Here is a 25,969-nt window from a genome sequence, read left to right as displayed (position 1 = left end):
CTCGATCGGCGAGAGCGCGAGTCCACTCCGACGAGCGAGGAGCGCCCCCCTCAGCCCGCGTGCTCCCGCAGGAACGCGAGCGCCCGCGGCCACGCGTCCGTCGCCGCCTCCGCCCGGTACATCCCCTCGTTCGCGTCGTTGAAGAACGCGTGCCCCGCACCCTCGTAGACGACGAGCTCGACGTCCTTCCCCTCGGTCGCCTCGCGGATCCCGGGGACCTGCGCCATCAGCGGCGCGTCCTCCTCGCCGTAGAAGGCCAGCACCGGCACCCGCAGCGACCCCAGCTCCTCGGCCGACGCGGTGTTGTGGCCGTAGAACGGCACGGCGGCGGCCAGGCGCGGCTCCGCCAGCGCGAGAGCCCAGCTGAAGGTGCCGCCGTAGCAGAAGCCGGTGATCGACACGCTCGTGGTCCCTTCCTGGCGCAGCAGCCGCTCGACCAGCGCGCGGAGGATCGCGACCGTCCGCGTCGCGTGCTGCGGCGTGAAGACGGGGGCGAAGAAGGTCCGCAGCTCGACCTGGCGCGGGAGCCGGCGGACCGGGTGGTCGTAGTCCGCGCGCTGCTCGGTGTCGAGCTGCTCGAGCAGCCCGCTCTCGGCGAGCAGCTCGGGCGCGTAGACGTCGAAGCCCTCGGCCGCGTACCGGTCGGCGACCGAGCGGATGTGCCCGTCGACCCCCCAGACCTCGTGGATCAGGATCAGGGCGCGGCCGCCCTCCCCGCTCCGGTAGACGGGAACATCGTGGTCGGCCAGGGTCCAGGTCTCATCGCTCGTGGGCATCTGCGCACCCTAGCCCCGCGAGCCGGGAGCGGCCCCCCTTGATGGACCTCCGGCACGCAGAACCGTCTCCGGCTCGTCGAATCGGCCGATTCCAGCGAGCCGGAGTCGGTTCCGCGAGCCGGAGGTGCGCCGGAGCCGCGCCGGAGTCCCGGTCAGAGTCCCGAGGGCGCGAGCGCAGGTGCGACCAGGATCTCGTCCCACTCCCCCTCCGGCCGCTCCCAGCGGAACCCGTGCCGCTCGTAGAGCCGGCGGGCGCCGCTCCCCCGCAGCACGTCGAGCCGGAACGGCCGGTCGTCGCGCCCGTCCTCGAGCATGACCCGCCGGAGGACAGCCCCGCCGATCCCGCGCCCCTGCACGGCGGTCGCGAGGTAGAAGTGCTCGATCCAGACCGCGTCGTCCTCGAGCCGCGACGCGATGCTGCCGGTCAGCTCGCCGTCGACCTCGATCACGCGCGTGTGCTCAGGGCGGTAGCCGTCGAGGAAGCGGTGCCGCACCCGGTGCTCGTCGTAGCGGTTCAGCCGTTCGAGATCCGGCCGCATCACGACGGCGCGCAGCTCGGCGATCACCCCGGCGTCCTCGAGCGTCCCCGCCCGGAGGCTCCAGCGCGAGGTGTCTCCGGGTTCGGCGCCGTCGGGCTCAGCGCCCACGGGGCTTGCGCGTCCGCCGCACCGCCGGCCGCGCGGTGCCGCCGGGCCGCGCCGGCTTCTTCTTGCCGCCGCCGGCCTTCTCGGCCTTCTCCCGCGCCTCGCGGGCCTTCGCCTTCGCCGCCTTCGCGCGCGACTCGATCTTCGGCGTCGCCGCGGTTCCCCGGGTGGTGTTCGCGCTGCGGCCGCGCACGACGCCGATGAAGTCCTCGACGTCGTCGGTCTTGTCCTCGGTCGCCCAGGCGAGCCGGATGCTGGTGGGCGCGACCCCCGTGACCGGCACGACCCGCACGTCCTTCCGGCTGTGCACGCGCGCGACCGACTGCGGCACGATCAGCACGCCGACGCCGGCCGCGACCTGCTCGACGGCGTCGTCGAGGCCGGTCATCCGCGGCAGCGCCCGACGGGTCCCGTCCGCGATCTCCGCGGCGAGCGCCGCCCACTCCGGCACCGTCTCCGGCTCCTGCAGCAGGTGCTCGTCGGCGAGATCGGCGACGTCCATCTCCTCCGCGTCGGCGAAGGCGTGGTCGCGGGGCAGGATCGCGACCGGCTGCTCCTCGTAGAGCAGGATCGAGCTGACGGAGTCGCTGCGCACGTCCCCGCGCACGAAGACGATCCGGGCCCGGCCGTCGCGCAGCACGTCCTCCTGCTCGCTCTCCGCGATGGGGAGGACCCGGAGTCGCAGGTCGGGGCGGCGCTCGGACCAGACGCGGGTCCACTTGGTCGGCGTGACCCCGGGAACGAGCGCGATCAGCAGTGCGGGGCCCTCAGGCTCGGCGTCGCCGGGCGCCTCCGGTTCGGCGGACTCCGGGAGGTCACCGGCCGCCACGAGGTCGCCGGGCTCCGCGTCGTCGCTCTCGCGGGGGTCCGGCTCGTCGCTCATCGCTCCAGGGTAGGTCCTGCGCGCCCACCGGTAGGGTTGCCGCATGGCCAAGGCGACACAGACGATGAAGGCTGCGACCGCGGCGAAGAAGCTCCAGATCTTCCTCCCCGCGACTCCGGAGGAGTTCCAGGAGTCGGCGATCACGCGCGAGCAGTACGACGACCTCGTCGCGAACCCGCCCGAGTGGCTGACGAAGCTCCGCGAGACCGGCCCGCACCCGCGCCCCGTGATCGCCTCGCGCCTCAACGTCTCGATCTCGGGCCTCGCCCGCGGCGGCGTCGACGAAGCGCTGACCACCGAGCAGATCCAGGCCCTCCTCGACGAGGTCCCGGAGTGGCTCCGCGTCGAGCAGAACTCCTACGCCGAGGTCCGCCGCGAGCAGGCCCGCCTGAAGTCCGAGCGCGCCGCCAAGGACGCCGAGTAGTCCCCCGCCGCGAGATGCCACTTGTGCACGCGACACGCCGTGAAAAGCGTGCACAAGTGGCATCTCGCGGAGGTGGCTAGGCCGGCACGTCGACCCAGGCGCCCGCCGCGGACGCGTCGAGGACCGCGTCGGTGATGCGCGCGGCGCGCAGGCCGTCGGCGAAGGTCGGCAGACCCTCGACCTCCGCTCCCGCGACCGCCGCGTAGGTGTCGCGGGCGAACGCGGTGAACGCGTCCTGGTAGCCCATCGGATGTCCGCTCGGCACGATCGAGAGCCGCGCGGCATCCGGGCGGAGGATCGACCCGTCTCGCGGAACGAGCGTCGCGCTGTCGCGCCGCCCGACCCAGAGCGTCTCGGGCAGCTCCTGCTCGAAGCGCAGCGACTCCTCGAGCCCCGACACCTCGAGCACGAGCTCGTTGCGGTGCCCGGCGGTCACCTGCGAGACGAGGAGCGTGCCGACCGCGCCGCCCGCGAGGCGGACGATCACGCCCGCGGCGTCCTCCGTCTCGACCGGCCGGCCGCCGCGCTCGGCGTGCACGGTGCTCGTGATCGAGGCCAGCGCCGCGATCCGCTCGCCGGTCACGAACTCGAGCAGGTCGACCAGGTGCGATCCGATGTCGGCGAAGGCGCGCGAGCGCCCGCCGGCGGCCGGATCGACGCGCCAGTTGTCGTCGGCGGCGCCGAGCAGCCAGTCCTGCAGGTAGCTGCCGCGCACGGTGACGAGCCGGCCGGTCTCACCGGCGGCGACCCGCGCCCGGGCCTCGCGCACCATCGGGTGGAACCGGTAGGCGAACGGCACGGTCGCGACCACGCCCGCGGCGGAGGCGGCCTCGACGAGCGCGGTCGCCTCCGCCGTCGTCGCCGCGAGCGGCTTCTCGCAGACGACGTGCTTCCCCGCCGCGATCGCGGCCAGCGCCAGCTCGGCGTGCGTCCCGTTCGGCGTGCAGACGTGCACGACGTCGATCGAGTCGTCCTCGATCAGCGCCCGCGCGTCGGCGAACGCCCGCTCGAAGCCGAGCTCGCTCGCCGCCCGCTCCCCCTTCGCGGGGCTGGAGGAGGCGACGCCCGCGAGCACCGCCCCGGCGCTGCGGGCCGCGCGGCTGTGCACGGCGGCCATGAAGCCGCCGCCGAGCACGCCGACCCGCAGGGGTCCGCCCATCAGACGAGCGTCGCTTCGCTCGGGTCCCAGTCCTCCGGCAGAGCGGGGCGCGGCGCGACGGTGCTCTCGACGAGCACCTTCTCGCCGCTCTCGGCGGCCTCGAGCAGCGACAGCATCACGTCGGTCACGTGGTACGCCAGGTCACCGGAGGCCGCCTCGGGCCGGTCGGCCCGGATCGCGCGGGCGAGCTCGAGCACACCGGTGCCGCGCGAGGCGGTCGAGCCGGTCGCCTGCACGACCTCCGGCTCGGACTCGCCGCGCCGGTACAGGGTCAGCTCGCCGTCGTGCATGTTCGGATCAGGGAGCACCAGGGTGCCCTCGGAGCCGTTGATCTCGACGAAGCCCATCCGCGGCAGGCTCGACTCGAAGCTCCAGACGCCCTGCGCCGAGGCGCCCGACTCGAAGCGCAGGAGCCCGCCGATGTGCGTCGGGATCGTGACGGGGAACTCGGTCCCCTCGCGCGGGCCGGAGCCGACCGTGCGGGTCGCCCGCGCCTGCGACGAGACCGCGGTGACGCTCTCGACCGGGCCGAGGTTCTGCACGAGGGTCGTGATGTAGTACGGCCCCATGTCGAGCAGCGGCCCGCCGCCGGCGGTGAAGAAGAACTCGGGATTCGGGTGCCAGCCCTCGGGTCCGGGACCCTGGAAGAGCGTGATCGCCGAGAGCGGCGTGCCGATGGCTCCGCCCTCGATCAGGCGCTGCGCGGTCTGCAGACCGGCGCCGAGGAAGGTGTCGGGCGCCGTCGCGACCCGCAGCCCCTTCTCCTTCGCGAGCGCGAGCAGCTCGACGCCGCTGTCGCGGTCGAGCGAGAACGGCTTCTCGGTCCAGACGTGCTTGCCCGCCTCGACGGCCTTGCGCGCCACCTCGACGTGCGCGGCCGGGATCGTCAGATTCACGACGATCTCGATGCCGGGGTGCGCGAGCAGCTCGTCCACCGAGCCCGAGGCCGGCACGCCGAACGCCTCGGCCTGCGCCTTCGCGCGATCGAGGTCGATGTCGGCGACGAAGAGCACCTCGAGGTCGGGGAAGACGGTGAGGTTGGTGAGGTACTGCGTGCTGATGTTGCCGGCGCCGATGACGCCGACGCCGACGCGGCCCGCGCCGCTCATGCGCCGAGCTCCGAGACGTAGCGGCGGCCGGAGGCGAGGCCCTCGAAGACGTCGCCCGCGTAGGCGTCGAACTCTAGGACGGCCAGGGCCTGCGGTGCGGCGGCGAGGATCGCCGGGACGTCCATCGCCCCCTCGCCCGCGGGCAGCTGCTCGGAGGTGTCGCTCGAGATCGGCCCGTCCTTCACGTGCAGGAACCGCACGCGGTCGCCGAGGCGGCCGAGCACCTCGACCGGGTCGTCGCCGCCGACGGCGGCCCAGTAGGTGTCGAGCTCGAGGACGATCCGCGGGTCGAGCAGGCTCGCGAGGTGCTCGTAGGCGCTGCGGCCGTCGATCCGGTTCTCGAACTCGAAGGCGTGGTTGTGGTAGCCGAGCGCCAGTCCGCGGGCGGCGGCGGAGTCGACGAGCGCGTTGAGCTCGTCGGCGATCGCCGACACGCCGTCCGCCGTGGTCCAGCGGGCGGGGTCGACCATCGGATCGATCACGGTCTGCACGCCGAGCGAGGCGGCGGCGTCGAGGATCTCGTCCACCGCCGCGCCCTCCTCGAGGAGCCGGGCGTGCGCGCTCGGCGCCGTGAGTCCGCTGGCCGGGAGTGCGGCGCGATAGGCGTCGGCGCGGGTCACGAAGTCGAAGAGCTCGACCTTCGTGAAGCCGATGCCGGCGAGCCGGTCGAGCGCGGCGGGCAGATCGGCGGCGAGCGCGTCGCGGACCGAGTAGAGCTGAACGGAGAGGTCTGAGGGTGTGGCCACCGGTGGGTGCTCCTGATCGACGTCGAATCACTGATTCCTCGACCCTACGCGGACTTTTGATCATCAACAAGCAAAACCCCGTGGAGTGGGGTCGCCAAGCGGGATCCCGGCGCGCAGAAGTGGTCGCCCTGTGGTTGACTCCAGCCATGTCACCGCGGCGCCGCTCCCCGATCAGTCCGGTCGGCGAGCTGCTGCTCCTCCTGGCCGACGGCGCGGCGCGCACCCGGGCCGACGTCGTCGCCGAGACCGGTTCGCCCCGAGCCGCGGTGTCCGCCCAGCTGGACACCCTGATCGCCACCGGCCTGGTCGCCCGCCGCGACGACGCCCCCTCCTCCGGCGGCCGCCCGGCCGGCCGCGTGGCGTTCGACGCCCGGGCGCGCAGCCTCCTCGCGATCGACCTCGGCGCCGCGCACGCCACCGTCGCCCTCACCGATCTCGACGGCCGCGTGCTCGCGGAGCGCCGCGAGGCGATCGCGATCGCCGACGGCCCCCTGGTCGTCCTCGGCCACGCCCTCGACGTCGCCGACGCCCTCCTCGAGGAGGCCTCGGCCGCCGGTCCGCTCGCGGGCGTCGGCGTCGGCGTCCCCGGACCGGTCGAGCACGCGACCGGCCGCCCGGTGAAGCCGCCGATCATGCCGGGCTGGGACCGCTTCGACATCCCCGAGTGCGTCGCGCGTCGCCTGCCCGTGCCCGTCCTCGTCGACAACGACGTCAATCTCCTCGCCCTCGGCGAGCACGCCGACCACTACGCCGAGGTCGACGACCTGCTCTACGTCAAGGTCTCCACCGGCATCGGCGCCGGCATCGTCAGCGGAGGCGCCCTCCAGCGCGGCGCGCTCGGCGCGGCCGGCGACCTCGGCCACGTGCAGGTGCCCGGCGACCGCGGCGAGGCCGATCTCGAGGCGATCGCGAGCGGCTCGGCCATCGCCCGCCGCCTCGCCGCCGCCGGCCGGCTCACCGCCGCGGGCGGCCCGGTCACCACCACCGCCGACGTCGTCGCCCTGCTCACCGCGGGTGAGCCGACCACCGTCGAGCTGACCCGCGCCGCCGGCCGCGACCTCGGCGAGGTCCTGGCGACCTGCGTCAACCTGCTCAACCCCTCGGTCATCGTCATCGGCGGCAGCATCGCGGAGGCGAGCCACGAGGTCCTCGCCGGCGTCCGCGAGGTGGTCTACCGCCGCTCCCTGCCCCTGGCGACCCGTGCGCTCGACATCGTGCAGGCCTCCGGCGACACCGGCGGCGGCGTCCGCGGCGCCGCCCTGATGGTCCGCCGCCACCTGCTCTCCCCCGCCGAGGTCGACGCCTTCCTCGACGCCTGACCCGCCGCTCGATCTCGCGCCGGGCGAACACCGGCACCCGGCGTGCCGGTTGGGCAGGACCGCTCCGGAGGCAGAGAATGAATCGGTGCCCGATCTGCAGCTCTCGTTCCCCTGGGAGACGCAACCCGTCTTCGTGGACGCGAAGCCGCCGCACCTCCGCAGGGTCGTCGCCGACTCCTCCGACCGCGTCGCCTGGCTGCGCGCCCGCTCGCGGGGCATCACCGCGACCGACGTCGCCCGCCTCTCCTCCCCCGCGGCCATCGATCGCGCCGCGCTCGACAAGCTCTACGGCTCGAGCTTCAGCGGCAACGCCTTCACCGACCACGGCCGCGCCCGCGAGCCGGAGATCGCCGCCTGGGTGCGCCGCGAGCACGCCATCGAACCGAGCAGCACCCTGTTCCACGCCAGCCAGGAGCGCCGCCACCTGGCCACTCCCGACGGCATCGGCCTCCGCGAGGACGGTCGCCTCGAGCTCTGCGAGATCAAGACGACCTCGAAGCAGTGGCGGAGCATCCCGCGCCACTACCTGCGCCAGGTCTTCTGGCAGCAGTACGTCCTCGGCGCCGAGCGCACCCTCGTCGTCTGGGAGCAGCACCGCGACTTCGTCCCGATCGACGCCGTCCCCGAGTTCCGCTGGGTCGACCGCGACGAGGACGAGATCCACGTGCTCGTCCGCCTCGCCGGCCTGCTGATGGCCGAGCTGCACGAGAGAACCCGCGCGGGCCGGCGGTGACCGCCCTGCTCCTGCACGGCCTGGGCGGCGACCGCTCCCAGCCGCTCGGACTCCTGCGCGCGGCGCTGCCGGCCGGCACCGAGGTGATCGCACCGGACGTCCGCGCCCACGGCGCCTCCGAGCTGATCGGCGGCAGTGCGGACTTCTCGCTCGACGCCCTCGCCGACGAGGTCACCGAGGAGGTGGTCCGGGCGGGGGCCGCGCACAAGCCGCTCACCGTCCTCGGCATCTCGATGGGCGCCGCGATCGCGCTGCGCCTCGCCAGCCGCAAGATCCTGCCGATCGACCGGGCCGTGTTCGTCCGCCCCGCCTTCACCGCGGAGCCGCTGCCGGAGAACCTCTCGGTCTTCCCCGTCATCGCGCAGCTGCTGCACGACCACGGCGCCAAGCGCGGCGAGCGGATCTTCCGCGCCTCGGGCCTCTTCGAGCGCGCCGCGCAGGTGTCGCCGGCGTCGGCCGAGGCGCTCTGCCTCCAGTTCCGGTCGCCGCAGGCCGAGGAGCGGGCGGTCCGCCTCGCGGAGATCCCGCGCAACGCCGCCTACCGCGACTCGGGAGAGCTCGGCGACGTGATCGCCCGCACCCTCGTGATCACGGCCGAGCGCGACCCCGTGCACCCGGTCGCCGTCGCGGAGGCGTGGGCTAGGGCTCTTCCGGACGCAGACCTCGAGCAGGTCCCGTCCCGCGACGCCGGTCTGGCTCAGCAGCAGGAGCGGATCCGCGGGCACGTCCGCGAGTGGCTCGGGCGCTGAGCTCCTCGCCGGCGAGAACGAACCCCACGACCGCGAGCCAGAGCACCGCGATCCCGGTGGCGACGAACTCGAGCGTGCCGCCGACCCCCAGCCACAGCCGGAGCAGCGAGAGGATCGCGCCCGCGCCGGCGACCAGGGCCACCGCGATCCCCGCGATCAGCGACAGCCGGGCGACCCCTGGCCGCTCCCGCGCCGTCGCGAGCTGCAGCATCGCCAGGCAGGCCGATGCGAAGCCGAGGACCGCGGCGGAGGTGTGGATCAGGTCCTGCCAGCTGAAACGCGGTCCGACCGGGAGCGGGCAGCCGGCTGAGCAGGTGATCTGCGAGGCGAGAGCGAAGCAGCCCGCGGCGAGCAGGATCGCCAGCGCGGGCGGGAGGGCCGGCAGCAGCCGTGTCCGCACCGCACGCGCTCCGATCGCGATCGCGGTGCCGCCGGCCGCGACCAGCAGCAGCGCGATCCGGAAGGTGCCCGCCGTCGGCAGATCCGGAGCGCCCATCTCGCTCACGTAGACCCAGCGGCTCGTTCCGATGCTGATCCGCGCCGCGAGCAGCAGGGCAAGACCGGCCAGGACCAGGAGCGCGCCGCCCACGAGGAGAGGGCCGTTCGCTCGTCGTCGCACCTCCCCATCGTGCCAGACCCGCCCGAGAGCAGATCCGGGAGCCGGAAGCCCGGCCTCCCCTCCCTTACGGGGGACATCTCGCCTTTGTTCTCGGAGGGGTGACACTGCCGAAACAGCCCGGACTCATTACCGGGCTTGACTGAACGCGGCGCGCGGAAGCGGGGTCGGTCGGGGCGGACAGCCGCCTCCCGCCTGCTCGAAGGACCACCGCCGCCGGATCCTGAAAGGGCGATGATGCACAACAGCGCGCTCGGCCACGGCCTCGCGATCGGCGACATCCCGGAGGAGGTGGTGCTCCCCGACACGATGACGGCGGCGGTCATCGACGCCCCCGGCGACTGCTCGGTCCTGCACCTCGCGACGGTGCCGACGCCGACGGCCATCAACGCCGAGTTCGCCGTCAAGGTGATCGCGGCCGGAGTGAACCCGCTCGACGCGAAGACGCGCGCGGGCCGCGGAGTCGCCGCGCAGATCCCCTCCTACCCCGCCGTGCTCGGCCACGACTTCTCCGGCATCGTCGTCTCGAGCCCCTACCCGGCCCATGCGCTGCGGCCCGGCGACGAGGTCTACGGCTTCGTGATGGTGCCCCGCTACTCCGGCAGCTACGCCGAGTACGTGAGCGTCCCGAGCGTCTCGATCGCGCGGAAGCCCTCGACGCTCTCGCACGTCGAGGCGGCGGGAGTGCCGCTGGCCGCGCTGACCGCCTGGGGCATGGTCGTCGAGCTGGCGAAGGCGCACGAGGGCCAGCGGATCCTCATCCACGCCGGCTCCGGTGGAGTCGGGCACTTCGCGGTGCAGTTCGCCGCGTACTTCGGCGCCTCGGTGATCGCCACCGGCTCGACCCGCAACCTGCAGTGGCTGCGCGAGCTCGGGGCGGACCAGGTGATCGACCACACGACCGAGCGGTTCGACGAGATCCTGCACGGTGTCGACGTCGTGATCGACCTGGTCGGCAACGTCCACGACCGCACCGGCTCGCGCTCGCTCTCGGTGCTCCGCCCCGGCGGGCTGATCGTCAACGCGCCGACCGGCAGCTGGCCGGAGTTCTTCGAGGAGGCGGCGGCCGCGGGAGTGCGCGCCTCCACCTTCCGCGTCGCTCCCGACGGGGCGACCCTCGGCGTCGTCTCGCGCCTGCTCGAGTCCGGCGACGTCCGCGTCTTCATCGACGGCGTCTTCCCGCTCGCCGAGGCGGGCGCCGCGCACGCGCAGCTCGAGACCGGTCACACCCGCGGCAAGCTCGTCCTCACGGTCGCCGAGGGCTGACCCCTCCCCGCGAGATGCCACTTGTGCGCGCGACACGCCGTGTCGGGCGCACACAAGTGGCATCTCGCGGCGGGGAGCAGGACGTCAGGGCAGGGGGCGCTCGAGGACGAAGTCCTCTTCGAGGCGACCGCCGACCAGGAAGCGCCGGGTGCCGACGACCTCGAAGCCGTGCTTGGCGTAGAAGCGGCGCGCCCGCGCGTTCTCCTGGTTCACGCCGAGCCAGACGCTCCGGGCACCGCTCGACCGCGCCTCGTCGACGGTCGCGGCCATCAGTCGCGCCGCGATCCCCGAGCCGTGCCGGTCGGGCAGCGCGTAGCACTTGCTGAGCTCGATCGTCGGCCGGACGGTGACCGCGACGGCCGCATCGGGGTCGGCCGGCTCGCCGCGCACGAGCATCGTGTAGCCGAGCGCACCGGAGTCGTCCTCCGCGAGGAACAGCACGCGACCGGGGTCGGCGAGGTAGCCGCGGAACCGCTCGACCGAGAGCACGGTCCGGATGAAGTCGGCCTTCGCCTCCGCGGTGACGTGCGGCGGGCAGGCGAGCGGGAACGTCGCGGCGGCGACGGCGGCGAGCTCCTCGGCGTCGGCGGCCGAGGCGCGGCGGACGGTCACGGGGTCGGCGCTCGGGCGGAGGGAGTCGGGCACGCCGTTCAGTATGCCCGGCCGTTCAGTATGCCCGGCGAGCGCGGCTCCCCCGGAACGACGAAGGAGGGGACCCGCCGAAGCGGATCCCCTCCCGTCCCTGCTCGCGCAGGTCAGTGCTGTGCCGAGGCTCAGGCCAGGACGTTGACGTCCAGCGGGATGCCGGGGCCGAAGGTCGTCGAGACGGCGGCCTTCTGGATGTAGCGGCCCTTCGAGGAGGACGGCTTCAGACGGACGATCTCGTCGAGCGCCGTCTTGAAGTTCTCCTGGAGCTGCTCCTCGGTGAACGCGGCCTTGCCGACGACGAGGTGCACGTTGGCGTGCTTGTCGACGCGGAACTCGATCTTTCCGCCCTTGATCTCGGTCACGGCGCGCGCCACGTCCGGGGTCACGGTGCCGGTCTTCGGGTTGGGCATGAGGCCGCGGGGGCCGAGCACCTTTCCGAGACGGCCGACCTGGCCCATGAGCTCCGGGGTCGAGACCGCGGAGTCGAACGAGGTGTAGCCGCCGGCGACCTTCTCGATGAGCTCGGCGCCGCCGACCTCGTCGGCACCCGCGGCGATCGCGGCCTCGGCGGCCGGACCGGTCGCGAACACGATGACGCGGGCGGTCTTGCCGGTGCCGTGCGGCAGGATGACCGTGCCGCGGACCATCTGGTCGGCCTTGCGCGGGTCGACCCCGAGCTTGAGCGCGACCTCGACGGTGCTGTTGAACTTGGCCGAGCCGGTCTCGCGAGCGAGAGCGACGGCCTCATCGGCGGTGTAGAACTTGCCCTCTTCGAGCTTGGCGGCGGCGGCCCGGTAGGCCTTCGACTTCTGTGCCATGTTGTTTCTCCTTGAAACGAGAATGTGGTTCTAGAGCCTGGCGGGCTCTCCCACGGTGTGAGTTCTGGAAAGGCGGAGGGACTAGCCCTCGACCGTGATGCCCATCGAACGAGCAGTGCCGGCGATGATCTTCGAGGCGGCCTCGATGTCGTTCGCGTTGAGGTCGGTCTGCTTCGCCTCGGCGATCTCGCGGACCTGCGCCATGGTGAGCTTGGCGACCTTCACGGTGTGCGGGGTCGACGAGCCCTTGGCGACGCCGGCGGCCTTCTTGATGAGCTCCGCCGCGGGCGGGGTCTTCAGGATGAAGGTGAACGAGCGGTCCTCGTAGACGGTGATCTCGACGGGGATGACGTTGCCGCGCTGCGACTCGGTCTGCGCGTTGTACGCCTTGCAGAACTCCATGATGTTGACGCCGTGCTGACCGAGCGCCGGACCGATCGGGGGGGCCGGGTTCGCGGCGCCCGCCTTGATCTGGAGCTTGATCAGGCCGGTGACCTTCTTCTTGGGGGCCATTCAGGATTCCTTTTCTCAGGGTTCGAGCGGTCGGGGGTTCCCGTCCGCTCTCCCGCGCACCCGGCGGGGCCGGATCGCGGTGGAGGAGGGTCGGTCGGCACGCACGAGAACGGGCGCCGACACGAAAACCCGTACGAGCTTACACGGCGAAGGCCCTCCCCGACAGTGCGGGAAGGGCCTCGGCCGGACGGGGGTCCGTCGTCAGAGCTTGGTGACCTGGTCGAACGACAGCTCGACGGGGGTCTCGCGCTCGAAGAGCGACACGAGCACCGTGAGCTTGCCGCTCTCGGGCTTGATCTCGCTGATCGACCCGGGCAGACCCGCGAACGAGCCCTCCTTGATCGTGATGGTCTCGCCGATCTCGAAGTCGACCTCGGCGGGCAGCACGCGCTGCGCCTGCTTCTGACCCTTGACGCCGGCCGTCTTGGACGGCGCGACCTCCTTGATCTCGACCAGGCTCTTCAGCATCGTGAAGGCCTCCTCGAAGCGCAGCGGCGTCGGGTTGTGGGCGTTGCCCACGAAGCCCGTGACACCCGGCGTGTGACGGACGACCGACCACGAGTCCTCGTTGAGGTCCATGCGCACCAGCACGTAGCCGGGGATGCGCACGCGGGTGACCATCTTGCGCTGGCCGTTCTTGATCTCGACCACGTCCTCCATCGGGACCTGGACCTCGAAGATGTAGTCCTCGGCCTCGAGCGAGACCTTGCGGTTCTCGATGTTCGACTTCACGCGCTTCTCGAAGCCGGCGTAGGAGTGGATGACGTACCACTTGCCGAGCTTGCCGCGCAGCTCGGTGCGGAAGGCCTCGTAGGGGTCGATGTCGGCGAGGTCCTCGCCCTCGGCCTCCGCGTCCTCCGCTGCGACCTCGGCCTCGTCCTCGACGGCCTCGAGGGCCGCTTCGGCCTCCTCGACGGTGTCGATGTGCGCGGCCTCGTCGACGGCCGAGTCGGCCTCGGGGTCGTCGACCGAGCCGATCGCGTCGAGGGCTGCCTCGAGGTCCGACGCGAGGTCGTCCTCGGACTCGTTCTCGTCGATGATGCTCAGTGCGCCCTGCTCGGCGGGCTCGACGGCGTCCTCAGCCTGGATCTGGGTGTCGCCCTCCTGAACCTCGTCGACCTCGGACGACTGCTCGGCGGCGGTGGCCCAGTCGACGTCGTCGCGGTTTCTGTCAGACACTCGTAACTCTCTCTCGATCGATCGGCCGCGTTCCGAAGGGGACGCGCGCCGCTGCCGTCGGCGCCCTCCGCTCGTGCGGACGGGACGCTCCCGGGTCGGGTGGCGGGGGTCAGGCCGCCGGTGTGCCGAACACGTAGGTCACGACGAGCGCGAACACCCAGTCCAGCAGCGACACCAGCGCCATCATGATCACGACGAAGATCAGGACCACGATCACGTAGTTGCCGAGCTCCTTGCGCGTCGGAGTGACGACCTTCTTCAGCTCGGCGATGACCTGCCGGATGAAGAGGGCGATGCGCGCGAACGGACTGCGCCGCGCAGCGCGCTGCTGATCAGCGATCGCGACGACGTCCTCGCTCGGCTCGTCGACTGCTTTCCCGGCCACCTGCACGCACCTTTCCCGCACCGGAACCTCCGGTGAGGCCGACCGCCCGAGGGCGGTCCTGGACCGATGACCGCTGCATCGCGGGGACCGCGAGCGACGGGCATCGATGTGCAGGGCGGACAGGGCTCGAACCTGCAACCTGCGGTTTTGGAGACCGCTGCTCTACCAATTGAGCCACCGCCCTAGAGATGCCGTTGCGAGCATCCGAGGAGGAGTCGAACTCGTCCGGTGTGCGCCGCACCCTCTCGGGCGCCGCGCATCGGGGCAGCGTTCGACTACCGCAGACGAGTGTACGTGGACCCGCAGGACGTGTCCAGCCGAGCGCAGCCCGTCGCCTGGAGCCCCTCGCGCCCTCGCGATACGCTGGCCGTCGTGTCCTCCCCCACGCGCATCTCCGCCCGCATCGCCGCCATCGCCGAGTCCGCGACCCTCAAGGTCGACGCGAAGGCGAAGGCCCTCCAGGCCCAGGGGCGGCCCGTGATCTCCTACGCCGCCGGCGAGCCGGACTTCACGACGCCGCAGCACATCGTCGAGGCGGCGTCGGCCGCGGTGCTCGACCCGAGGAACTACCGATACACCCCGGCGGCCGGCCTGCCCGACCTCCGCGAGGCGATCGCCGAGAAGACGGCGCGCGACTCCGGCTGGGCCGTCGAGGCGTCGCAGGTCGTCGTCACCAACGGCGGCAAGCAGGCGGTCTACCAGGCGTTCCAGACCCTCCTCGACGACGGCGACGAGGTGCTCGTCCCGACCCCCTACTGGACCACGTACCCCGAGGCGATCAAGCTCGCCGGCGGCGTCCAGGTCGATGTCTTCGCCGGTGCCGACCAGGGCTACCTGGTCACCGTCGAGCAGCTGGAGGCGGCGCGCACCGAGCGCACCAAGGTCCTGCTCTTCGTCTCCCCGTCCAACCCCACCGGCGCCGTCTACTCGGCCGAGCAGACCCGCGAGATCGGCGAGTGGGCCGAGGAGCACGGCCTCTGGGTCGTCGCCGACGAGATCTACCAGAACCTGGTCTACCCGGCCGAGGGCGAGGAGCTCGAGGGGCAGGACGACGCGAGCCCGCTCACCCGCGCCACCTCGATCGTCGAGGCGGTCCCCGCGCTGCGCGACCGCACGATCCTGGTCAACGGAGTGGCCAAGACCTACGCGATGACCGGCTGGCGAGTGGGCTGGATGGTCGGCCCGGCCGACGCGATCAAGGGCGCCTCGAACCTGCAGTCGCACCTCTCCAGCAACGTCTCCAACATCTCGCAGCGCGCCGCGATCGCCGCCCTCACCGGCCCGCAGGAGCCGGCCGAGAAGATGCGCCTCGCCTTCGACCGGCGCCGCCGCGCCATCGTCGCCGCACTGAACGACATCGACGGCGTCGACTGCCCCACCCCCGGTGGCGCGTTCTACGTCTACCCCGACGTCCGGGGACTCCTGAACCGCGAGTGGGCCGGCGTCACCCCCACCACCTCGCTCGAGCTCGCCGACCTCATCCTCGAGAAGGCCGAGGTCGCCACCGTCCCCGGCGAGGCCTTCGGCCCGAGCGGCTACCTCCGCCTCTCCTACGCCCTCGGCGACGACGCGCTGCTCGAAGGCGCGAAGCGCCTCCAGGCGCTGTTCGCCTAGCCGGCGGTGCTGATCAGCTGATCTCCTCCTTCGTCGTCGATCAGCCGCAGTCGGCGTGCGAAGGTGCGCGCGTTCTGTAGAGCGGGTCGCGTACCGCGCACGATGATCCGCTGGCACGCGGATCGCCGGTTGCGCTCGGCCGTGCTGCCGAGCCGCTCTCCTCCTTCGTCGTCGATCGGCCGCAGTCGGCCTGCGGAAGTGGGCGCGTTCCGCAGAGCGTCCTGCGTCCGCGCACGACGATCCGCTGGCACGCGGATCGCCGGTTGCGCTCCGCCCCGCTGCCGTGGAGTCCGTGTGGGGGCTCGCGAGATGCCACTTGTGGGCTGCGACACGCCGTGGGCGGGAGCGCAAGTGGCATCTCGCGGGGAGGGATGACTGTTCTCGGGGGGCCCGACAGGGCACGCTGGGGGGATGACGCCTGAGGCCGCCGTCCGAGTCCGCGATCTGCGCAAGGACTACGGGGGCGCGCCGGCGCTGAGCGGCGTGTCGTTCGAGATCGCGCGCGGCGAGACGTTCGCGCTGCTCGGGCCCAATGGGTCGGGCAAGTCGACGACGATCGAGATCCTCGAGGGCTATCGCGACCGCTCCGGCGGCGAGGCCTCGGTGCTCGGCGTGGATCCGCGCCACGGCGACCTGGCCTGGAAGTCGCGGCTCGGCATCGTGCTGCAGTCCAGCGGCGAATCCGGCAACGCGACCGTGCGCGAGCAGATCGCCCACTTCGCCGGCCTCTACCCGAGCCCGCGCGACGTCGACGAGACGATCGAGGCCGTCGGTCTCACCGCCAAGGCCCGCTCGCGGATCGGCAAGCTCTCCGGCGGCCAGCGGCGCCGCGTCGACGTGGCGCTCGGCATCGTGGGCCGCCCGGAGCTCGTGTTCCTCGACGAGCCGACCACGGGCTTCGACCCCGAGGCGCGGCACTCGTTCTGGGAGCTCGTCGCGCTCCTGAAGAGCGAGGGCACCACCATCCTGCTCACCACCCACTACCTCGACGAGGCCGCGCACCTCGCCGACCGGGCCGCGGTCATCGCGGGCGGCCGACTGCTCGCGATCGGGCGGATGGACGAGATCGGCGGCACCGAGGCCCGCGTGCCGATCGTGCAGTGGCGTGAGGACGGACAGCCCCGCCGCATCCGCACCGCTGAGCCCGCGCGAGTCGTCGCCGAGCTGAACGCCCGCCTCGGCGAGCCGGCCGACCTCGAGATCGTCCGGCCGAGCCTCGAGGCGATCTACCTCGACCTGATCCGCGACGACCGGGCCGCCGACGCCGCCCTCGACCCGATCGGAGAGCGCGCATGAGCGCCGTCACGACCCCGCGCCCCGCGCTCCGCACCGGCGTCGGCCGGATGCTCCGCCTCGGCGCCGCCCGCGCCCGCTACGAGGTCCGCTCGTACTTCCGCGCGCCGGACCAGGTCTTCTTCACCTTCCTCTTCCCCGTGCTGCTCCTCGCGATCTTCTCGGTCGCGTTCGGCGACGGCGCCGTCATGCAGGCCGACCCGCAGGATCCGGGCATCAGCATGGCCGAGTACTACGTGCCGGGACTCGCGGCGGCGGGCATCCTGCTCTCCGGCGTGCAGAATCTCGGCGTCGACATCGCCGTGGAGCGCGGCGACGGCACGCTGAAGCGCCTCGCCGGAGCGCCGCTCCCCGTCCTCAGCTACTTCCTCGGCAAGTTCGGCCAGGTGCTCGTGACGAGCGTCGCGCAGACGGCGCTGCTGCTGGTGGTCGCGGCGACGGCCTTCTCGGTGCCGCTGCCGACGGACGGCGGTCGTTGGGCGACCTTCGCCTGGATCTACCTCGCCGGAGTCGCGACGTCGGCGATCCTCGGCATCGCGGTCTCGGCCCTGCCGCGGACCGGCAAAAGCGCGACCGCGGTCATCGTCCCGCCGCTGCTCGTCCTGCAGTTCGTCTCGGGGTCGTACCTGTCGTTCACGACGCTGCCGGACTGGCTGCAGACCATCGCGAGCATCTTCCCGCTCAAGTGGATCGCGCAGGGGATGCGAGCGGTCTTCCTCCCGGCCGACTTCGAGCAGCTCGAGGTCGACGGCTCCTGGGATCTGACCGGTGTGGCGATCGCGCTCGGGATCTGGCTCGTGCTCGGCCTCGTGGCGAGCCGGATGACCTTCCGCTGGATCCGCCGCGACGCCTGACGGGCCGGAGGCGGCGGTCGCCAACCCCGAAAGGGCGCCCCCTTCGCTGGTCGAGCAGCCCCGGAGGGGCGCATCGAGACCCACCCTCCTCCGAAGGCCGGGTCTGCGGACTCGCGTTCCGGTTCCGGTGGATCTCGATACGCCCGCTGCGCGGGCCACTCGATCAGCAGGTACGGCCGCTGCTCGGGCTGCTCGATCAGCGACGGGGAGGCGGCGCGACCGCGTCAGACGGTGGTGCCGACCACGACGGGCTCGGGGTGCAGCAGGACGCCGAACTCGGCGAGGACACGGCCCTGCACGTAGCGGGCGAGCTCCGCGATCTGCTCCGCCGTCGCTCCCCCGCGATTCGTGAGCGCGAGGGTGTGCTTGCTCGAGATCGCGGCCCGCGAGCCCGGCAGCGCGAAGCCGCGCGCGACGCCCGCGTGCTCGATCAGCCAGGCGGCGCTCAGCTTGACCAGCGCGTCGGGCGACGACGGCGCGGGCAGCCGGATCGGCGCTCCCGCCTCGACATCGGCGAGCGCGGTCACCAGCGGCGCCTCGCTCGCCGTCGCCTCGGGCCAGCGCGGAGCCGACGGAGGCAGACCGCTCGCGGCCGCGACGGTGACGATCGGGTTGGTGAAGAAGGAGCCGGCGCTGGCGGTGTCCGGATCCGACGGATCCAGGACCATCCCCTTCGCGCCGCGCAGCCGGAGCACGCTGGCCCGCACCTCGGCGAGCGGCACGCGGTCGCCCAGCTCGACGCCGAGGGCGCTGGCGAGCTGCCCGTAGGCGACCGGCGCGCCGAGCCCGGCCCCGCCGACGTCCTCGAGGGCAAACTCGACGGCGAGGACCGCTCCACGCCGGCCCTGCTTGACCGCCGAGGTCCGATAGCCGAGCTCGAGCTCCGCCACCGTCAGCCGCACCGGCTCGCGCGCGCCCTCGTCGAGGAAGTCGACCGCGACGAGGGTGTCGGACAGCTCCTGCCCGTAGGCACCGATGTTCTGCACCGGAGACGCGCCGACCGTCCCCGGGATGCCGCTCAGCGCCTCGAGCCCGGCCCAGCCGCGCTCGACCGTGGCGGCGACGAGTCCGTCCCACGACTCGCCGGCCTGCACCCGGAGGTGGACCAGACCCGCCCGATCGGAGTCGAGCCGCTCGATGCCCGTCGTCCGCACGCGCACGACGACGCCCTCCACCCCGTCGTCGCCGACGAGCAGGTTGGAGCCGCCGCCGAGCAGCAGCCACGGCTCCTCCTCGGCCCAGACCTCGCGGAGGGTCTCGACGAGCTCCGCCTCCGTCGCGGGCTCGAGGTAGCGCTCCGGTGCACCGCCGACGCGGAGCGTGGTGAGCGAGGAGAGGGGCGGCGTCGTCATCGCGGCGCGATCAGGCGAGCGAGACGCGGGCCTGGGCCTTGCCGAGCACGGCCTGGCCGGCGACGGTCACGGCGAGGTCGATCCGCGCGATCCCGGCCTCGGCGTCGAGCGCGCCGACCTTCGCGACGACGTCGAGATCGGCGCCCTCGCTCGGGTCGACGACGACGGGACGGGTGAAGCGGACCTGGTAGTCGACCACGCGACCGGGGTCGCCGACCCAGTCGACGACGACCTGCACGGCCGTCCCCATCGTGAGCATGCCGTGCGCGAGCACGCCGGGCAGGCCGACCTCGGCGGCGACGTCGTCGCGGTAGTGGATCGGATTGAAGTCACCCGAGGCGCCCGCATAGCGGACGAGGGAGCCGCGCTCGACGTGGAAGCGCCGCTCGGCGACGACGTCGCCCAGGGAGAGCTCGGACAGGACGGGGCGCTCGGCGCTCATTCGTCTCCCCTGACGACGAGGGTGGACACGGCGGTGACGACGTGCGCGCCGTCGGCGTCGACCATGGTCGACTCGGTGGTGATCATCGAGTGCGCACCGAGCTTCTTGATGCTCGCCACCGAGAGGGTCGCGGTCAGCTCGTCGCCGGCCACGATCGGGCGCGAGTAGCTGAAGCGCTGGTCGCCGTGGACGACGCGGGAGAAGTCGATACCGGCGCCCGGGGCGGCGAGGAGCTGCGCGAGGGTGAATTCCTGCACCACCACGGCGAAGGTCGGCGGTGCGACGACGTCGCGGTAGCCGGCCCGGCGGGCCGCCTCGGGGTCGTGGTGCAGGGGGGATTCGGCGGAGACGGCGCGGGCGAACTCGCGCACCTTCTCCCGTCCCACCTGATAGGGCTCCGTCGGCGCGAACACGCGCTCGGTGAGGTCGGGGTTCACTGGCACCCGGCCATCTTAGGCGCTGGCCGTTCCCCGACCGGGAGCACGTCGCACGGCACGCGACAGCCACCCCCTCGATGAGGGTCATGCACGTATGACCATCGGCAATTACCCACGCGCGTATGGCTGACCGCCGGCGGATCTTCTCCGAAGCTGGCGTGCATGGCGACATCTGACCCCGAGCGCGACTGGACCACCTACGCCCGCGAGCTCGGCACGAACCTCCACCGAGCCCGCATGGCGAAGGGCGAGAGCCAGGAGCGCATCGCCCACGCGGCGGGGCTCGCGGGCTACACCTACCAGAAGTTCGAGAAGGGCGAGTCGAAGCCCGGCTCGCCCGCGAACCCGCAGCTGAAGACGCTCTTCGCGCTCTGCGAGGCCCTCGACATCGAGCTCTCCGACCTGCTGCCGCCGAACCCGCCGCGCTCATCGGGCGGCGGCTCCGCCCAGTAGCCCAAGCGTCGCGTCGACGCCGCGCGCGAGCCGAGACGCCGCGCTGAGGTCGAGGTCGATCGCGCCGAGCCCGTCGGACTCGAGGCGCAGCCGCTCCTCGCCCCGGCCACCGGGGCGGCACAGCGAGACGTGCACGACCGCGGCCACGGGGCCGTCGCTCGCGCCCGCCCCGCACCAGAGGACGAGTGGGAGCGACTGCGCCGGCGAGCGGTGCAGCCTCCTCCCGTCGCTCTCGGTCTCGTCGTGCTCGCCCGCGCACCAGCGGGGGCACTCGTCGTCGGGTCGCCTGTTCTGTCGTCCATCCATAATCCGCACCAATCGTTCGAGGCGCACAGCACACCAGGCGGCACCGACATCGAGGCGGGTCCCGCGGCCGGATCCCCCGGGGGTGTGGACAGGCACTCTGCACCTCCTCCCTGTGGAGGACTGCTGTCACTGTGCCATACCGGTCTGGCGAGGCGGCGGCGCGCGTCAGCGGTGCACGATCAGCCACGTCGCGACCGCGGTCACGGCGCCGCGGTTGATCATCCGGTGCCCGCGTTCGCAGGGGAACGTGATGGCGTCGCCCGCCGAGAGCACTACCGTCTCGTCCTCGAACTCGACCGTGAGCTCGCCGCGGGTGACCGTGCCGATCTCCACTCCGTCGTGGCGGAGGAAGCGGCGGTGCGCCGTCGACGTCGCCCCCGGCGGGTAGGTCGACTCGAAGAAGTCGACCGCGTCGACAGGACGCGGGCCGAGACGACGGAAGAGCACGCCGCCCTCGAGTGCGACCGGGGCCACCTCGCCCGCGCGGACCACCGCCGTCGTGGCCGCGGGCTCTCCGCCGCCGGCGGATCCCGCCTGCCGGGCCTCGCCGGGCGACGGAGGCTCCACCGAGCCGGGAGCGGACTCGTCGAACACCGCGGCGAGCGGGACGCCGAGGGCGCCGACCATCGCGATGAGGCGCCCGACCGAGGGCTGCATCGCCCCCCGCTCGATCTGCGAGACGGCGCTGGCCGAGATGCCGAGCTCGCGCGCGAGGGCGCGCAGCGACATCCCGGACGCGAGACGCAGCTCCCGCAGGCGCGCGCCGAGACGCTCCCGGTCGGTCCGGACGAGGGCGCCTGCCACGTCCGGCACCCCGGACGCGGCGGGGTCGGGCGTGATCGCGTCGGTGGGCATGCGGGGCGCGGTCCTCTCCTGAGTGATCGTCACACAGCTGTAACGAACGCGAAACGCGAGCGACCGCGTCGAGCCCTAGGTTCTCCTCATGTGAAGCGATGACTTCACAGAACGTCTCGACGCCCGCCACCCGGGCGGAGGCGGCCGACCGCCCGGCCCGCCGCCACGACCACCCTGACACATCCCATCCGCGCGCCGACCGCGCACACCCGCCCGAGAGGTGGATCCACCATGACCGACCGCGCCACCGCACCCCGCGTCGACCCCGCAGCACCCGTCGGGGCCGCAGCGCCCGTCGAGGCCGCCGGACTCGCCGGCCCCTCGCTGATCAAGCCCGGCTACGACGACCGCCTCGCCAACGAGGACCTCGCCCCGCTCGTCAAGCAGCGCTGGTCGAGCTACAACATCTTCGCCTTCTGGATGTCCGACGTGCACAGCGTCGGCGGCTACGTGACCGCGGGCTCGCTCTTCGCCCTCGGCCTCGCCGGCTGGCAGGTGCTGGTGGCCCTCGTGGTCGGCATCGTGATCGTGCAGGTCTTCTGCAACCTCGTCGCGAAGCCGAGCCAGGTCACCGGTGTGCCCTACCCGGTGATCAACCGCGCGATCTTCGGCGTCCGCGGCGCGAACATCCCCGCGATCATCCGCGGCCTCATCGCGATCGCCTGGTACGGCGTGCAGACCTATCTCGCCGCGCAGTCGCTGAACATCGTCTTCCTCAAGTTCTTCCCGGCGATGGCCGCCTGGAACACGCCCGAGGCGTCCTTCCTCGGCCTCTCGGCCCTCGGCTACCTCTCCTACGCGATCCTCTGGGTCGCCCAGGCCGCGCTCTTCTGGCGGGGGATGGAGTCGATCCGCCGCTTCATCGACTGGGCCGGCCCGGCCGTCTACGTCGTGATGCTGGTGCTCGCGATCTACCTGGTCTCGCAGGCCGGCTGGGAGAACATCTCGCTCAACCTCGGCTCGGGCGAGGTCCTCGACCTGGCGTCGTCGATCCCGGTGATGATCTCGGCCGTCGCCCTCGTCGTCTCCTACTTCTCCGGCCCGATGCTCAACTTCGGCGACTTCTCCCGCTACGCCCGCAGCTACCGCGCCGTGAAGAAGGGCAACCTCCTCGGCCTGCCGATCAACTTCCTCTTCTTCTCGCTGCTCACCGTGATCACGGCCTCCGCGACGGTCCCCGTCTTCGGCGAGCTGATCACCGACCCGATCGAGACGGTGGAGCGGATCGACACCTGGTTCGCCGTGCTGCTCGGCGGGCTGACCTTCGTCATCGCGACGATCGGCATCAACATCGTCGCCAACTTCATCTCGCCCGCGTTCGACTTCTCCAACGTCAACCCGAAGAAGATCAGCTGGCGGATGGGCGGCATGATCGCCGCGGTCGGCTCGGTGCTGCTCACCCCGTGGAACTGGTACTCGAACGACACCGCCATCCACTACACGCTCGGCATCCTCGGCGCCCTGATCGGCCCCCTGTTCGGCGTCCTGATCGCCGGCTACTACCTGGTCAGCCGCCAGCGCGTCTGGGTGGACGACCTGTACACGATGAGCGAGAAGGGCCGCTACTGGTTCTCCCGCGGCTTCAACCCCAACGCCGTCTGGGCGACCGCGATCGGCGGCGTCCCCTCCGTCCTCTCGGTGCTCGTGCCGCGCTGGATCGAGGAGGCCGGCGGGCCGTCCTTCACCTGGCTCGGCGACTACAGCTGGTTCCTCGGCTGCGGCCTCGGCTTCGTCGCGATGGCCCTCCTCGAGCGCCGGTCCCCGCGCATCGGCCGCCTCGAGGAGGACCTCGAGAACGTGAGCGACGGCGCCGCGGTCTGACCCGCGCGCTCCCCCGCCCGCCCCGCCCACCCTCACGGGGCCGCCTCGCCCTCCACTCCATCCTCCGAAAGTTGCGGTAGTCGCGCGCGACTACCGCAACTTCTGAGGAGTGGCAGGGGGGAGTCGGCCGCCGACCCCGTTCCACCCCTTCACCAGACCGAGGAGCGCCCGTGCGCATCACCGTCGTCAATCCGAACACCAGCGAGACGATGACGGAGGCGATCGGCCGCGCCGCGCGGTCCGTCGCCTCCGTCGGCACCGAGATCGTCGCCGTCACTCCCCCGATGGGCCCGGCCTCGATCGAGAGCCACTACGACGAGGCGCTCGCCGTCCCGGGGCTGCTGCACGAGATCGCCCGCGGCGACGCGGCGGGGAGCGACGGGTACGTCGTCGCCTGCTTCGGTGACCCGGGCATCGACGCGGCCCGCGAGATCGCCCGCGGGCCGGTGATCGGCATCGCCGAGGCCGCGATGCACATGGCGTCGCTGGTCGGCCGGAGGTTCAGCGTCGTCACCACGCTCTCGCGGACGAGCGGACGGGCCTGGGACATCGCGCACCGCGCCGGCTTCGACCGGGCCTGCGCGGGAGTGCACGCCTGCGACATCCCGGTGCTCGAGCTGGACGACCCGCGCTCGGACGCGCGCCGGGTGATCCTCGAGGAGTGCGCCGCGGCGCTCGCCACCGACGGCTCCGACGTGATCGTGCTGGGCTGCGCGGGGATGGCCGACCTCTGCCGAGACCTCTCGCGCGAGCTCGGGGTCCCGGTGATCGACGGAGTCGCCAGTGCCGTCCGGCTGGTCGAGGGCCTCGTCGCGATGGGCGTCACGACCTCGCGCCGCGACGAGTTCGCGACGCCGCGCCCGAAGGAGATGGCGGGGCTGCTCGCCCCGTTCGCGCTGGCCTGAGGCGGGTCGCTCGACGCGGAACGCGAGAAGGGCCCGGGAGCAGACGCTCCCGGGCCCTTCGTGCGCAGCGGCTACGACGGCTGCGCGCTCCGGCGACGACGCGCCGCGACGAGCGACACGAGGCCGAGGGCGAGCAGGGCGGCCGCACCGGAGGCGACGCCCGCGGTCTCGACACCGGTGGCGGCGAGGTGCCGGCCACCGGTCGCGGTCGACGCCGCGGCAGCGGTCACGACGATCGGGTCCCGCTGATCGTCGGCGATGGTGACGCTCGGATCGAAGACCTGGAACAGGCTGCCGTACTCGCCGCCCGCCGCGGCCGAGACCAGGACGACGACGAAGTAGCGACCGGGCGCGAACGAGCCGCGCACCGTCGCGCCGTCGAACGTGGCGTCGCTCTGCAGCGGACCGAGCTCGACACCCTCCTGCTCGTCGTCGTTGTTGAACTTCTTGACCAGGACCTGGAGGGTGACCTCGTCGAAGCAGTCGGGCAGCGCGAGGGCGCCGACCGTGACGGCGATGGTGCCCACTCCGCCGACGGCGTCGACCGTGAACGGCTCGTTCGCCTGGGAGCGGTCGAGGCCGTCCGCGCAGGAGTCGAAGACGCTCAGCACCCGGAGGGTCTCGCGCAGGATCTCGCTGCGAACGATCTCGACGCCGTCGTCCACTCCGGAGGTCTGGACCGAGACGGTCCAGTCGGCCGAGTACGGCAGTCGGACCTCGATGGTGCGGGCCGGCAGGCCCTCGGCGGGGACCTGCTCGACGGTGTCCAGTGCGACACCGACGCCGTTGTCCTGGGTCACGAAGTAGCCGATGTTCGCCTCGTCGTAACGACCGGTGCTCGCTCGGGGCGGGACCGACAGGGTGATCGTCCCGGGGGCGGTGGCGATCGAGATCTCGCCGTCCACGGTCACGGCGGTCTCGGCGGTCGACGGATCGAGTGCCGTTCCCGCTGCGGAGCGCCACTGCTCGGAGGCGAGATCGATGAACGACCCGCCGCGGATGCCGTAGAGCTTCGTGGTCACCAGGACTGTGCGCGGTCCGTCCGGCGCAGGGACCAGAGCGGTCTGCGCCGCGCTGCCGTCCCGCTCGACGGGGACCGTGACGCCGATGCCGCCGGAGTACTCGCCGGCGGGGCCCTCGGCGACGAGGACGATGTCCGCCGATGCGGCGCAGTCGGGGAACGACGCCTCCGGGAGCTCGACGGTCGCGAACCCGGGCGCTGCCTTCCAGTCGACGGTGATCGCATCGAAGTCGATCGCGACCGCCCGCTCGCCGTCCGGGCAGGAGGGATCGGTGTCGTCGCTCGCGACGGGTGCCGGGGACGGCACGGCGGTCGCGGTGGGTGCGGACATCGGCGCGGCGGTCGGAGTCGCCGTCGACTCCGCCGCGGGACTCAGCGACGGCGTCGGTTCCGCGAGAGCACTCGCGGCCGCCCCCGGCGCGAGGAGGCCTGCGGCGAGGCCGACGGCGAGGGTGAGGCACGCGAGACGCGAGCGGAGAGGGGTCCCCCGGAGAGACATGGATGCATTCCTTCTCGAGAAGGTGGAAGCTGGACCGGCGCCGAAGCTGTCCCCGGGGCGCCTGGCTGATGTCTATCAGCGGCCTGAACATCCGCACATCCCCCGCGGCACAGCGCTCTGCATCGATCGCGTAACGGCGCTTCTGCGAGG

Annotated in this window: 29 protein-coding genes and 1 tRNA gene; 11 read left to right on the top strand and 19 right to left on the bottom strand. The window is 72.5% G+C overall.

Features of this window, described 5'->3' with window-relative positions; all coding sequences use genetic code 11:
• Window positions 1-50: 50 nt before the first annotated feature.
• The 3 genes from GSU72_RS04605 to GSU72_RS04595 form a co-directional block, all read right to left on the bottom strand.
• A complete protein-coding gene (locus GSU72_RS04605; RefSeq protein ID WP_159984012.1) occupies window positions 51-776 on the bottom strand; it encodes a dienelactone hydrolase family protein in 726 nt (241 codons plus the stop codon).
• A 152-nt stretch (window positions 777-928) separates the two neighbouring features.
• Complete coding sequence (locus GSU72_RS04600) at window positions 929-1,423, bottom strand: GNAT family N-acetyltransferase (protein WP_244255970.1); 495 nt, start codon at window positions 1,421-1,423, stop codon at window positions 929-931.
• Window positions 1,413-2,303, bottom strand: a complete 891-nt coding sequence (locus GSU72_RS04595) for a LysR family substrate-binding domain-containing protein (protein ID WP_159984011.1) — start codon at window positions 2,301-2,303, stop codon at window positions 1,413-1,415. The genes GSU72_RS04600 and GSU72_RS04595 overlap by 11 nt, the downstream gene beginning before the upstream one ends.
• 43 nt (window positions 2,304-2,346) lie before the next feature.
• Here GSU72_RS04595 and GSU72_RS04590 point away from each other — a divergent pair, with 43 nt between their 5' ends.
• On the top strand, window positions 2,347-2,727 hold the full coding sequence (locus GSU72_RS04590; protein WP_159984010.1) for a DUF5997 family protein: 381 nt from the start codon (window positions 2,347-2,349) through the stop codon (window positions 2,725-2,727).
• Between the two features lie 76 nt (window positions 2,728-2,803).
• Here GSU72_RS04590 and GSU72_RS04585 read toward each other — a convergent pair whose 3' ends face one another.
• The 3 genes from GSU72_RS04585 to GSU72_RS04575 are packed head-to-tail and all read right to left on the bottom strand — an operon-like array spanning window position 2,804 to window position 5,741.
• Window positions 2,804-3,886: a Gfo/Idh/MocA family oxidoreductase gene (locus GSU72_RS04585; protein WP_159984009.1), complete on the bottom strand. Its 1,083-nt coding sequence runs from the start codon at window positions 3,884-3,886 to the stop codon at window positions 2,804-2,806.
• Window positions 3,886-4,995: a Gfo/Idh/MocA family oxidoreductase gene (locus tag GSU72_RS04580; protein WP_159984008.1), complete on the bottom strand. Its 1,110-nt coding sequence runs from the start codon at window positions 4,993-4,995 to the stop codon at window positions 3,886-3,888. The genes GSU72_RS04585 and GSU72_RS04580 overlap by 1 nt, the downstream gene beginning before the upstream one ends.
• Entirely contained in the window at window positions 4,992-5,741 is a 750-nt protein-coding gene (locus GSU72_RS04575) for a sugar phosphate isomerase/epimerase (protein ID WP_159984007.1), read from the bottom strand. The genes GSU72_RS04580 and GSU72_RS04575 overlap by 4 nt, the downstream gene beginning before the upstream one ends.
• A gap of 146 nt (window positions 5,742-5,887) precedes the next feature.
• Between GSU72_RS04575 and GSU72_RS04570 the strand changes: the two genes are divergently transcribed.
• The 3 genes from GSU72_RS04570 (at window position 5,888) to GSU72_RS04560 (ending at window position 8,542) form a co-directional block, all read left to right on the top strand.
• Window positions 5,888-7,060 (top strand): ROK family protein, encoded by a 1,173-nt coding sequence (locus tag GSU72_RS04570; RefSeq protein WP_159984006.1) that lies wholly within the window; start codon window positions 5,888-5,890, stop codon window positions 7,058-7,060.
• Window positions 7,061-7,154: 94 nt separating this feature from the next.
• Entirely contained in the window at window positions 7,155-7,793 is a 639-nt protein-coding gene (locus tag GSU72_RS04565; RefSeq protein WP_244256082.1) for a YqaJ viral recombinase family protein, read from the top strand.
• A complete protein-coding gene (locus tag GSU72_RS04560) occupies window positions 7,790-8,542 on the top strand; it encodes an alpha/beta fold hydrolase (protein WP_159984004.1) in 753 nt (250 codons plus the stop codon). The genes GSU72_RS04565 and GSU72_RS04560 overlap by 4 nt, the downstream gene beginning before the upstream one ends.
• Here GSU72_RS04560 and GSU72_RS04555 read toward each other — a convergent pair.
• The gene (locus GSU72_RS04555) at window positions 8,433-9,161 is read right to left on the bottom strand and encodes a DUF998 domain-containing protein (RefSeq protein ID WP_159984003.1); all 729 of its coding nucleotides are present in this window, start codon (window positions 9,159-9,161) and stop codon (window positions 8,433-8,435) included. The two genes, GSU72_RS04560 and GSU72_RS04555, sit on opposite strands and share 110 nt — an antisense overlap.
• Window positions 9,162-9,467: 306 nt before the next feature.
• Here GSU72_RS04555 and GSU72_RS04550 point away from each other — a divergent pair, with 306 nt between their 5' ends.
• Window positions 9,468-10,424: an NADP-dependent oxidoreductase gene (locus tag GSU72_RS04550; protein WP_159986639.1), complete on the top strand. Its 957-nt coding sequence runs from the start codon at window positions 9,468-9,470 to the stop codon at window positions 10,422-10,424.
• A gap of 84 nt (window positions 10,425-10,508) precedes the next feature.
• On the opposite strand, the gene GSU72_RS04545 is transcribed toward GSU72_RS04550, so the two are convergent.
• From GSU72_RS04545 to GSU72_RS04520, 6 genes are all read right to left on the bottom strand, one after another.
• Window positions 10,509-11,069 carry a GNAT family N-acetyltransferase gene (locus GSU72_RS04545; RefSeq protein WP_244255969.1) on the bottom strand — a complete coding sequence of 187 codons (561 nt, stop codon included), beginning with the start codon at window positions 11,067-11,069 and terminating at the stop codon, window positions 10,509-10,511.
• 128 nt (window positions 11,070-11,197) lie between these two features.
• Window positions 11,198-11,890 carry a 50S ribosomal protein L1 gene (gene rplA, locus GSU72_RS04540; RefSeq protein ID WP_123447821.1) on the bottom strand — a complete coding sequence of 231 codons (693 nt, stop codon included), beginning with the start codon at window positions 11,888-11,890 and terminating at the stop codon, window positions 11,198-11,200.
• A gap of 81 nt (window positions 11,891-11,971) precedes the next feature.
• Window positions 11,972-12,403 (bottom strand): 50S ribosomal protein L11, encoded by a 432-nt coding sequence (rplK, locus tag GSU72_RS04535; RefSeq protein ID WP_123447822.1) that lies wholly within the window; start codon window positions 12,401-12,403, stop codon window positions 11,972-11,974.
• A gap of 201 nt (window positions 12,404-12,604) precedes the next feature.
• Window positions 12,605-13,582: a transcription termination/antitermination protein NusG gene (nusG, locus tag GSU72_RS04530; RefSeq protein ID WP_159984002.1), complete on the bottom strand. Its 978-nt coding sequence runs from the start codon at window positions 13,580-13,582 to the stop codon at window positions 12,605-12,607.
• A gap of 109 nt (window positions 13,583-13,691) precedes the next feature.
• The gene (secE, locus tag GSU72_RS04525; RefSeq protein WP_159984001.1) at window positions 13,692-13,967 is read right to left on the bottom strand and encodes a preprotein translocase subunit SecE; all 276 of its coding nucleotides are present in this window, start codon (window positions 13,965-13,967) and stop codon (window positions 13,692-13,694) included.
• 111 nt (window positions 13,968-14,078) lie between these two features.
• Window positions 14,079-14,151, bottom strand: a tRNA-Trp gene (locus GSU72_RS04520).
• Window positions 14,152-14,339: 188 nt separating this feature from the next.
• On the opposite strand from GSU72_RS04520, the gene GSU72_RS04515 reads away from it, so the two are divergent.
• From GSU72_RS04515 to GSU72_RS04505, 3 genes are all read left to right on the top strand, one after another.
• Window positions 14,340-15,581, top strand: coding sequence for a pyridoxal phosphate-dependent aminotransferase (locus GSU72_RS04515; protein WP_159984000.1), 1,242 nt, complete (start codon window positions 14,340-14,342; stop codon window positions 15,579-15,581).
• Window positions 15,582-15,992: 411 nt separating this feature from the next.
• A complete protein-coding gene (locus GSU72_RS04510) occupies window positions 15,993-16,877 on the top strand; it encodes an ABC transporter ATP-binding protein (RefSeq protein ID WP_159983999.1) in 885 nt (294 codons plus the stop codon).
• On the top strand, window positions 16,874-17,728 hold the full coding sequence (locus tag GSU72_RS04505) for an ABC transporter permease (RefSeq protein ID WP_159983998.1): 855 nt from the start codon (window positions 16,874-16,876) through the stop codon (window positions 17,726-17,728). Before GSU72_RS04510 ends, GSU72_RS04505 begins: the two co-directional genes overlap by 4 nt.
• Window positions 17,729-17,952: 224 nt before the next feature.
• On the opposite strand, the gene GSU72_RS04500 is transcribed toward GSU72_RS04505, so the two are convergent.
• From GSU72_RS04500 to GSU72_RS04490, 3 genes are read right to left on the bottom strand one after another with little or no spacing between them, the layout of a single operon-like run.
• A complete protein-coding gene (locus tag GSU72_RS04500) occupies window positions 17,953-19,080 on the bottom strand; it encodes a UDP-N-acetylmuramate dehydrogenase (protein ID WP_159983997.1) in 1,128 nt (375 codons plus the stop codon).
• Between the two features lie 10 nt (window positions 19,081-19,090).
• Window positions 19,091-19,522, bottom strand: coding sequence for a MaoC/PaaZ C-terminal domain-containing protein (locus tag GSU72_RS04495; protein WP_159983996.1), 432 nt, complete (start codon window positions 19,520-19,522; stop codon window positions 19,091-19,093).
• A complete protein-coding gene (locus GSU72_RS04490; protein ID WP_159983995.1) occupies window positions 19,519-19,965 on the bottom strand; it encodes a MaoC family dehydratase N-terminal domain-containing protein in 447 nt (148 codons plus the stop codon). Before GSU72_RS04490 ends, GSU72_RS04495 begins: the two co-directional genes overlap by 4 nt.
• 156 nt (window positions 19,966-20,121) lie before the next feature.
• Between GSU72_RS04490 and GSU72_RS04485 the strand changes: the two genes are divergently transcribed.
• Window positions 20,122-20,412, top strand: a complete 291-nt coding sequence (locus tag GSU72_RS04485) for a helix-turn-helix domain-containing protein (RefSeq protein ID WP_159983994.1) — start codon at window positions 20,122-20,124, stop codon at window positions 20,410-20,412.
• On the opposite strand, the gene GSU72_RS04480 is transcribed toward GSU72_RS04485, so the two are convergent.
• Both GSU72_RS04480 and GSU72_RS04475 read right to left on the bottom strand, forming a co-directional pair.
• Complete coding sequence (locus GSU72_RS04480) at window positions 20,386-20,718, bottom strand: hypothetical protein (protein ID WP_159983993.1); 333 nt, start codon at window positions 20,716-20,718, stop codon at window positions 20,386-20,388. The two genes, GSU72_RS04485 and GSU72_RS04480, sit on opposite strands and share 27 nt — an antisense overlap.
• 165 nt (window positions 20,719-20,883) lie before the next feature.
• Window positions 20,884-21,573 (bottom strand): helix-turn-helix domain-containing protein, encoded by a 690-nt coding sequence (locus GSU72_RS04475; protein WP_159983992.1) that lies wholly within the window; start codon window positions 21,571-21,573, stop codon window positions 20,884-20,886.
• A gap of 231 nt (window positions 21,574-21,804) precedes the next feature.
• Here GSU72_RS04475 and GSU72_RS04470 point away from each other — a divergent pair, with 231 nt between their 5' ends.
• Together GSU72_RS04470 and GSU72_RS04465 are read left to right on the top strand one after the other, a co-directional pair.
• A complete protein-coding gene (locus tag GSU72_RS04470) occupies window positions 21,805-23,394 on the top strand; it encodes an NCS1 family nucleobase:cation symporter-1 (RefSeq protein ID WP_159983991.1) in 1,590 nt (529 codons plus the stop codon).
• A gap of 170 nt (window positions 23,395-23,564) precedes the next feature.
• Window positions 23,565-24,299: an aspartate/glutamate racemase family protein gene (locus GSU72_RS04465; RefSeq protein ID WP_159983990.1), complete on the top strand. Its 735-nt coding sequence runs from the start codon at window positions 23,565-23,567 to the stop codon at window positions 24,297-24,299.
• 71 nt (window positions 24,300-24,370) lie between these two features.
• Here the strand turns inward: GSU72_RS04465 and GSU72_RS04460 are convergent, their stop codons facing one another.
• Complete coding sequence (locus GSU72_RS04460) at window positions 24,371-25,819, bottom strand: hypothetical protein (RefSeq protein ID WP_159983989.1); 1,449 nt, start codon at window positions 25,817-25,819, stop codon at window positions 24,371-24,373.
• Window positions 25,820-25,969 lie beyond the last annotated feature (150 nt).

This window comes from Rathayibacter sp. VKM Ac-2760, from assembly GCF_009834185.1.
Lineage (GTDB): Bacteria > Actinomycetota > Actinomycetes > Actinomycetales > Microbacteriaceae > Rathayibacter.
Note: the sequence above shows the minus strand (reverse complement) of the source record. Positions and strands in the feature narration are given on the sequence as shown.